The 8977-nt window shown below is 34.7% G+C and carries 9 protein-coding genes and 3 pseudogenes; 10 read left to right on the top strand and 2 right to left on the bottom strand.

The annotated features are described in order from the left end of the window. The first annotated feature begins 49 nt into the window (after nt 1-49). The 9 genes and pseudogenes from AC1RYN_RS14445 to AC1RYN_RS14405 all read left to right on the top strand — a co-directional run bounded on the left by AC1RYN_RS14445 (nt 50) and on the right by AC1RYN_RS14405 (nt 6049). Nucleotides 50-178: a curli assembly protein CsgF gene (locus tag AC1RYN_RS14445; protein ID WP_481807522.1), complete on the top strand. Its 129-nt coding sequence runs from the start codon at nt 50-52 to the stop codon at nt 176-178. Between the two features lie 17 nt (nt 179-195). Next, nucleotides 196-402, top strand: a complete 207-nt coding sequence (locus AC1RYN_RS14440; protein ID WP_481807520.1) for a curli assembly protein CsgF — start codon at nt 196-198, stop codon at nt 400-402. Nucleotides 403-616: 214 nt separating this feature from the next. After that, nucleotides 617-1381: pseudogene (locus AC1RYN_RS14435) on the top strand (CsgG/HfaB family protein). Nucleotides 1382-1466: 85 nt separating this feature from the next. Next, complete coding sequence (locus AC1RYN_RS14430; protein WP_481807519.1) at nt 1467-1685, top strand: hypothetical protein; 219 nt, start codon at nt 1467-1469, stop codon at nt 1683-1685. Then, nucleotides 1630-1938 (top strand): hypothetical protein, encoded by a 309-nt coding sequence (locus AC1RYN_RS14425; protein ID WP_481807518.1) that lies wholly within the window; start codon nt 1630-1632, stop codon nt 1936-1938. The genes AC1RYN_RS14430 and AC1RYN_RS14425 overlap by 56 nt, the downstream gene beginning before the upstream one ends. A 100-nt stretch (nt 1939-2038) precedes the next feature. Continuing rightward, nucleotides 2039-3529 carry a carboxypeptidase regulatory-like domain-containing protein gene (locus tag AC1RYN_RS14420; RefSeq protein ID WP_481807517.1) on the top strand — a complete coding sequence of 497 codons (1491 nt, stop codon included), beginning with the start codon at nt 2039-2041 and terminating at the stop codon, nt 3527-3529. A gap of 156 nt (nt 3530-3685) precedes the next feature. Continuing rightward, nucleotides 3686-4862: pseudogene (locus AC1RYN_RS14415) on the top strand (AIR synthase related protein). Nucleotides 4863-5055: 193 nt separating this feature from the next. Next, nucleotides 5056-5412, top strand: coding sequence for a hypothetical protein (locus AC1RYN_RS14410; RefSeq protein WP_481807516.1), 357 nt, complete (start codon nt 5056-5058; stop codon nt 5410-5412). Nucleotides 5413-5452: 40 nt separating this feature from the next. Continuing rightward, nucleotides 5453-6049 carry a GNAT family N-acetyltransferase gene (locus AC1RYN_RS14405; protein WP_481807515.1) on the top strand — a complete coding sequence of 199 codons (597 nt, stop codon included), beginning with the start codon at nt 5453-5455 and terminating at the stop codon, nt 6047-6049. A gap of 73 nt (nt 6050-6122) precedes the next feature. Here the strand turns inward: AC1RYN_RS14405 and AC1RYN_RS14400 are convergent, their stop codons facing one another. Continuing rightward, nucleotides 6123-6743, bottom strand: coding sequence for a M949_RS01915 family surface polysaccharide biosynthesis protein (locus AC1RYN_RS14400; RefSeq protein WP_481807514.1), 621 nt, complete (start codon nt 6741-6743; stop codon nt 6123-6125). Nucleotides 6744-6975: 232 nt separating this feature from the next. Between AC1RYN_RS14400 and AC1RYN_RS14395 the strand changes: the two are divergent. Further along, nucleotides 6976-8694: pseudogene (locus AC1RYN_RS14395) on the top strand (GH92 family glycosyl hydrolase); the annotation flags it as partial. A 117-nt stretch (nt 8695-8811) separates the two neighbouring features. On the opposite strand, the gene AC1RYN_RS14390 reads toward AC1RYN_RS14395, so the two are convergent. Next, the coding region (locus tag AC1RYN_RS14390; protein WP_481807521.1) for a class I tRNA ligase family protein at nt 8812-8977 on the bottom strand (166 nt) is incomplete at its 5' end.

Genomic DNA, 8977 nt, shown 5'->3' with positions numbered 1-8977 from the left:
AAGGTTAATACATGCTCCTGTTGTTAGGGAGGCAGCACCTAATACCAAAATGAAGACAATAACTTTACTATTTTGTTTACTAGGAATATGTTTTACTTCAGTTGCGCAAGATTTAGCATACAAGCCTATCAACCCGGCTTTTGGGGGAGATACTTTTAACTACAATTGGCTGCTTTAGTTAGGCGCAAGCACAAAATGACTACAAAGAAGATAAGACTTACCGGATTTGAACAAAAATCAGATTTACAACGTTTCAAAGAAAATCTTAACAACCAATTGTTGAATAAACTTTCAAACTCTTTGTTTGAAGATCAGTTTGGCACAGGAATGGGCACTGGTATTGGTACTGGTACAGGAGGAGGAATTAAACCTGGATCATATGTTTTGGAACACTCTCTGTAGATGTTTACCCGTCTAATTTGGGGCTAGTTGTAGATATCTTGGATATGAAACAGGAGAACAAACACAAGTAATTGTTCCTCAAAACAATTAGGCTTATGTTTTTTATTGCCTAATACTATCTTTTGCATTTTTATCGGTAATAAGTTAATAAAGAATCACTTATGAATCAAAAATCACTTTTTGTAGTTCTAATGGTTACTTTTATTCTCTGGCTGTGGTGCCTATTTTAATCAACCATTTTTGGAGTCAAAAAGCTATTTATGGAGAGAATACACCTGCTACCTCGGCATTAACCAATATTCCTAAACCTAAAGAACAAATTGTTGTTGGGGTGTATAAATTTAAGGATCAAACAGGACAGTACAAAGCCATCGAACAAGGAAGCACATTTAGTACAGCAGTTACACAAGGAGCTACTTCTATTTTAATAAAAGCACTTGAAGACTCAAAATGGTTTATTCCAATTGAACGTGAAAACTTGGGAAATTTATTTAATGAAAGAAATATCATTAGGTCTACAAGGCAGGAGTATTCTACTAAACCTAATGAAAAAGAAGCCCCATTAACGCCTCTCTTATTTGCAGGTGTTTTGCTGGAAGGAGGTATTATATCCTATGACACAAATATAATTACAGGAGGTTTTGGTGCTATTTAATTTTGGTGCAGGAGCTTCGGTAAGATATGGAGCAAGAGATAGAGTTACAGTCTCTATCTAAGACTGGTTTCAACATCAAATGGTAAAATTTTAAATACCGTTTATGTTTCTAAAACCATTTTATCACAAAGTGTAGATGCTAATTTATTTCGATATGTAAACCTAAACAGACTTTTGGAAGTTGAAACAGGTTTTACCAGAAATGAACCCATACAATTGGCCGTTACTGAAGCTATCGAAAAAGCAGTTGAGGGACTTATTGTAGACGGGATTAAAGTACAGCTTTCAGGGGAAGATAGATGCACCACAAGTTCAGGTAGATAATTTTGTTGTTGGCTAGAATAATGAAAAAAGCGAAGCCGATTTAGCACAACTTTATGGAAGAAACCTCACAGAGAAGAGGACGTTTTTGGGAACCGGTTCCGGAGGTGGAGCAACTTATATCCAAGGCGATTCTGCTAATCCGGTTGCAAAACCAATGGCCAGAGGTGCAGCAAAAGTTTTTATTACCCCCAGCTTTGATATTAGTGCTTCTACAAATGTTTTCAAACTCGGCAATAAAGACAAGTTAGATGTCAGGTTATGTAACGATGGATTTAAATTTAGAATTATCAATATTGCCTCATGATGTTTTTACGCCTTTTGTTTTTGGAGGAGCAGGTTTAGGATTCAATTCTAAATACAAGAATTTTCATAGCAAAGTTCAATTTGGAGGGGGACTAGAGTATTTAGTAACAAGTAATCTTGGTATAAAAGTGTACGGAGAATACAATGTGAATTTTACAGATATGATAGATTATGTCGATAGCGGAGTCAGAGACGATTTTTTATTGGCGTTTTGGTTTAGGGGTGACCTATTATTTCCCAAAGAACTATCATAAAAAAAAAGAGAATGTAAATTTTCTTAACGATAATAAAATATTTCATTCGAAAAATCACATCGAATAAACTTGATAAAAGTCTAATAAATAAAATCTACAAATGAAAATAGGATTAAGAATTTTAGTGTGTTTTATTCTTTTGATTTCTTGTAGTGAAGAACAATTGAAGGATGGAGCAAGTGGAACTGTAAAAGGAAGAGTCGTCGAGTCAGGAACGTTTACGCCTATAGAAAATGTGCGTGTATCCTCAAGTCCTTCGACAAGTACAGTGTTTACAGATAAAGACGGTTACTTTATTTTAGAAGGGGTGTTGGTTGGAGATTATTCTTTTCAAGCTCAAAAAGATGGCTATATTGCCAGATTTGAACCAGCAAAAGTTACTGCCGATGCTACAGTACAAGTTATATTTGAATTAGAAATTTCTACTGCAAATAATAAACCGCCAGATATTCCAGTGCTAACAGCTCCAGTTGATAACGCAAAAGATCAGGCGCTGAGTTTAAATTTAACATGGACAGCTGCCGATAAAGAATCAGATACTTTAACCTATACTGTTACTATAAAAAACGGAACGACTGATGAGGTTAAGATATATCCTGATCTTAAAACAACAACTTTGGCAATTAAAGATTTAAGTTATAGTACGAAATACTATTGGCAAGTAGCCGCTTCTGATGGAATTAATAAACCAACTAATAGTGTAACCAATTCATTTACAACTTTAGCATTCCCAAATCCAAGATTTTTGTATGTTAAAAAAGTAAATAACAATAATGTTATATACACTGCTGATGAAGCAGGAAACCAACTACAATTAACATCGGCAAATGTTAATAGTTTTAGGCCAAGAAAAAACTTAAGTGTAAATAAAATTGCGTACATTAGCTCTGATGGTTCTCAAAACCAGATATATACAATGAACCCAGACGGATCGGGAGTATTTAAAGTTACAAATTATGTACCTGTTGCAGGATTTAATATGGAGTTTGTAAATTATTGTTGGAATACAAACGGAAGTCAGATAATTTATCCAAATTTTGATAAATTATATCGTATAGATTCAGATGGAGGAGGACTTGTTCAATTGTTTCAAACACCAAACGGTAAATTTATATCCGAATGTGATTGGAGCCAAGATGGCAGTCAGATTGCATTAAAAGTAAATGACAGATCAGGATATAATGTTGAAATTTATGTAATAGATATGTCAGGAACAGTTTTATATACAGTGCAAACAGGTTTAAGCGGAGCAACAAGCGGATTAAACATTTCGGTAGATAATCAGAAAGTAATTTTTACAAGAGACGTTTCAGGTTTCGAGAATTCAACATATCGAAGATTAGATTCCCGAATTTTCATGTACAACCGTTCAACCAACGCAGCAACAGAGTTAACAACTCAAAAGCAGAATGGTTTTAACGATTTAGACGTGAAGTTTTCACCAAATGAAGCCGAAGTCATATTTGTAAATACATCCAATGACGGAATATCAGCTCAAAACGTACAAAAAGTTAGTGTCAATAATACAAGTGGTTCTACTTCATCAAGAACTACATTATTTCAAAACGCATCAATGCCCGAATGGAAATAATCGTGGTATGGATCTAGATTTCCAAACACTTTTTTTCTAAAAATCCGATGAGAGTCTCAAACTTATCGGATTTTTTTATGTTTCAGACAGCCATAAAACGTAACAATTAAAAAAACTGGTTATCTTTGCACCACATCAACAACACAAACTAATTTCATGAGTTCAGATTCTAGCAAAAGGTACGCACAAAGAGGAGTTTCGGCATCTAAAGAAGACGTACATAACGCCATAAAAAACATTGATAAAGGACTGTTTCCACAAGCATTTTGTAAAATTGTTCCAGACTACTTAACCCAAGACCAAGATTATTGTCTTATAATGCATGCCGATGGTGCAGGTACAAAATCATCTTTGGCCTATATGTATTGGAAAGAAACAGGAGATATATCTGTATGGAAAGGAATTGCACAGGATGCATTAATCATGAACATAGATGATTTATTATGTGTAGGAGCAACAGATAATATCTTACTTTCGTCAACAATCGGAAGAAATAAAAATCTAATTCCAGCCGAAGTAATTTCAGCAATTATCAATGGAACTGAAGAACTGATAAAAGAGCTGGATACTTTTGGAGTAACTATTCATTCAACAGGAGGAGAAACTGCCGATGTTGGAGATATCGTACGTACAATAATTGTAGATTCTACAGTAACAGCACGTATGAAACGTTCAAAAGTAGTAGACAATGCAAATATTAAAGCAGGCGATGTAATTGTAGGATTGGCCTCATTTGGTCAGTCAACATACGAAAAAAGCTATAATGGAGGAATGGGAAGCAACGGATTAACATCGGCACGTCACGATGTATTCGGTAAATATTTAGCAACCAAATATCCAGAAAGTTTTGATGCAGCAGTTCCCGAAGAATTAATTTATTCAGGACAAGTAAAATTGACCGATGCTGTCGAAAATAGCCCGATAGATGCTGGACAATTGGTACTTTCTCCAACGAGAACTTACGCACCAATTATCAAAAAAATATTAGATAAGTATACACCAGAAGAAATTCACGGAATGGTACATTGCAGTGGAGGTGCGCAAACAAAAATCCTTCATTTTGTACAGAATTTACACATCATAAAAGATAATTTATTTCCAGTTCCACCATTGTTTCAATTAATTCAGGAACAATCTAAAACAGATTGGAAAGAAATGTATCAAGTATTTAATTGTGGTCACCGAATGGAATTATACGTTCCTGAGGCGATTGCACAAGATATAATTGCGATTTCAAAATCATTCAATGTCGATGCACAAATCGTAGGAAGAGTAGAAGCATCCGATTAAAAAGCTGACAATTACTAGCGAATACGGTACATTCGAGTATTAATTTTTTGAAGGTTCAAAGGTTCTGAGTTACAAAGGTTTTTATACTGGAGATTACAACAGAACCTTTTTATTAATAATTAGCTTTTTTAGGAGCTATCCCGATTGCTATCGGGACCCGCTATCCGCTATATCTTTTAGGCCGAACACCGCCCAAAAAGGATGTCGCTGCTATCGGGGCTAAAAATCACGTTATCATGTACGAATTACTTTTTTGGAAATACTCAGAAGGAATTTATTTAAACCATCACGAAGTCTACGAAGCACTTATCGAAGAGCAAGACGTTGAAGGTTTAGAGCAGCTTCCTGTTACTGTAATCTTAAATAGGATAGGTTCATTGTTTTCTAAATGGAAGAAAGTCGATGACAACAGTTGGAAAAATAAAGAAGGAAAAGGAGCTTTTCAGGTAATCACTACACCGCAAAGCATCAGAATCGATTGTTACGGAACCGAAGGAAAAGCAATGGATATTCTGGTAAATGCATTAGAAGAATTTAAATGCCCACTCTATGATCCGCAAGTTCCAGAACGGTATGACGATATGAATGAGTAATCAAAATTTTAAATAAACTACAAAGCTTATTTTTAACAAAATGGATTTTAACTTTTCTGAGAATATAGTACTCGAAGATGATTTGGTTTTGTTGCGTCCTTTACAAAAAACGGACATCAAAAATTTATTAGAGATTTCTATCAACGAGCCCAATACTTGGGAGTATTCGTTAATTCGTGCCAACGGAAAAGAAAATCTAGAGAATTATATTACTATTGCATTAAAAGCAAGAGATAATAAAACCGAATTTCCTTTTATCGTTTTTGATAAAAAATCTGGAAAATACGCCGGAAGCACTCGTTTTTACGATATACAGCTTTCGTTCAAAACCCTACAATTAGGATATACTTGGTACGGTTCAGCATTTAGAGGAACAGGATTAAATAAGCATTGTAAATACTTATTACTGCAATTTGCTTTCGAAACCTTGGGAATGGAGCGAGTAGAATTCCGTGCAGATAATAATAATCAACGAAGCATTGCAGCCATGAAAAGTATCGGTTGCAAAGTCGAAGGAGTTTTACGTAACCATATGCCAACCTTTGGCAGTGATGTACGACGTGATTCAATTATATTGAGTATTCTACGTGAAGAATGGTTCGATGAGGTAAAAGAAAATCTAAGACAAAAGCTGTAAATAAGTTGTTGGTGTAATTTGTGGCAGAAAAATTAACCGCAAAGCACGCAAAGTAAATTAGAAAAATTTGTGGCTATCCATCTGTCAATAATACATGCTGTTCTTTTCTAATTTTGGCAAGTAATTTATCGATATACGTTTTTATTTTTTGAGGTAGTAAATTCCAGTTTTTATCTTTTTTAAAACTTCTGCAATAGTCTAAGTCGCACTCTACAGCGCGTATTGCATATTTTTTGCCTTTGTAAACAGTGATGATTTTTATACGTCTGATGCTATCATCATCAGTTTTGGTACCATAAACAATTACAGGATCTATATATCCATCTTCATCTATGTCTTGAGTGCTGCAATATTTTGTCCAAAACCAAATAGAAGTTTCTTCAACTTCGGCACTTTCAACTAAATCATTTATAGTCCATTTTACTAGATAGCCTCCATGGTCGTTTAAATAGCAAACAGCTTCGATTTTAGTGTTTAGCGTATCTTTAGATGAAATAACTTTTTGATTTTCATTTAAAGTCAACTCATAAACTCCACCTTTATCTTGATATTCATAGGCTTTAAAAATGGGGAATTTTCCTCCATCTAAATCTCTTTCAGTTATTTCGGTTTTGCTCAGTATTTTGCTTTGTAGTGTTTGCGAAAAACCTATTATAGAGTAAAAGAAAACCAATAATAAGACAAGTTTTTTCATAAGTTTAAATACTGTTTGACTACTCAAAGATATTCATTTTTAGCTTTATTTTTTTAAAAAAGTAAGTGAATACAGTATTAAAACTCAGAATCAAATTTCATCGATAGGATTTGTAAAGTATTTTTTTAAGAAATCAATATTTATTGTAATTTTCTAAACTGAAAGTTTTATTAAATCGTTTTAGTAAGATAGATTTGTGCTATTAATCCACAACCATAAACCCAAAAAGCCCATGAATATTGTAAATTACAAAAGTTTCCTTCTTGGATTATCAGTTTTAATGTTGGTTCCTTCCAATAGAATCAACGCACAGGAAAAAACAAATAAACTTAAAGATTTAGTTCAATATGTAGATCCAATGATAGGAACTGCTAAGATGGGGCATACTTATCCAGGCGCAACAGTACCTTTTGGAAGTGTGCAGTTAAGCCCAGAAACTGATACGATTCCTTATGCTACAAATGGTAAGTATAATAAGGATGTTTACAAATATTGTGCAGGATATCAATACGAAGATAAAACGATAGTAGGGTTTAGTCATACCCATTTTAGTGGTACAGGACATTCTGATTTAGGCGATTTTTTAATTATGCCTACAACAGGAAAATTACAATTAAATCCAGGAACTGCAAACCATCCCGAAACAGGATATCGATCAGTATTCTCACATAAAACAGAGAAAGCCGAGCCAGCATATTATAGTGTTCTTTTAGAAGATCATAATATCAAAGCCGAACTTACTGCAACAACAAGAGTTGGAATGCACCAATATACATTTCCAAAGTCAGATCAGGCACATATAATTTTAGATCTTACAGCAGGAATTTATAACTATGATAAAAAGAACGTTTGGACTTTTGTTCGTGTAGAGAACGATACTTTAATTACAGGATATCGCCAAACAAATGGCTGGGCAAGAACTAGAACAGTATATTTTGCTATGTCTTTTAGCAAGCCAATTAAAGGCTATGGACAGGCTACACCTGAAAAAAATGTGTACAAAGGTTTTTGGGGGCGATTTGATCAAACCAAAAACTTTCCAGAAATGGCAGGAGCAAACCTAAAATTATACTTTGGTTTTGATACGAATGAAAATGAGAAAATTAAAATAAAATTTGCTATTTCTCCAGTAAGTACCCAAGGCGCATTGGCTAATATGAAAACAGAAATTCCAGATTGGGATTTTGAAAGAGTTAAAAAAGAAAGTCAAGAAGTTTGGAATAAAGAGCTGAATAAAATTCAGGTGCAAACAATCCAAAAAGAAGACATGGTTAATTTCTATACAGCAATGTACCATGCTTTCTTAGGGCCAACAGTATATATGGATACTGACGGGAAGTATAAAGGATTAGATGGTAATATTCATCAGGCAACTACATTTCAGAATTATACAAGTTTTTCATTGTGGGATACTTACAGAGCTTTGCATCCGTTGTTTAATTTGGTTCAGCCCAAAAGGAATTCAGATATGATTAACTCCATGTTAGCACATTATGACCAAAGTGTACATAAAATGCTGCCCATATGGTCACATTATGGAAATGAAAACTGGTGTATGATTGGGTATCATAGTGTTTCGGTTATTGCAGACGCTATAGTAAAAGGCAATACTAATTTTGATGTAGATAAAGCACTTCTTGCCACTGTAAATACAGCAAAAGTCCCTTATTATGACGGATTAGAGTATTATATGAAAAAAGGATATGTTCCTGAAGATAAAAACGGTTCATCAGTATCCAAAACCTTAGAATATGCCTATGATGATTGGGCAATTGCGCAAGCAGCCAAAAAGCTTGGAAAAGAAGATATCTATAACGAGTTCTCTAAAAGAGCAACAAACTATAAAAATGTATACGATGGCAAGACAGGTTTTATGAGGCCAAAACTCGATGATGGAACGTTCAAGAAAGAGTTTGATCCATTAGATACACACGGGCAAGGATTCATAGAGGTATGCCTCCCTAACAACAGGAGCATGTATTAACCTTTGAACGATAAATGTTTATGTTTACTGGTTGATTACGTATTGCTAAGGTTAAAGGATTCATTCCCACGGTAACACCAGCACCTAGGTGCCCTTGATGAAACGGTCGGCCAGGAACATCTTCTTTTCCGGGTCGAAATACTGGGTCACCGAACGTTGGTCGATGTGCCCGGCTTCTTTCAGCCGCAGGTAGATCTGGCTCGACAGCTCGCGGTTTTCGTCCGAGTAGGTGCTGGTGTTACCATGGGAT

The sequence above is a fragment of the Flavobacterium sp. TC780 genome (genome assembly GCF_056783245.1).
This window is presented reverse-complemented; position numbering and strand designations above follow the sequence as displayed.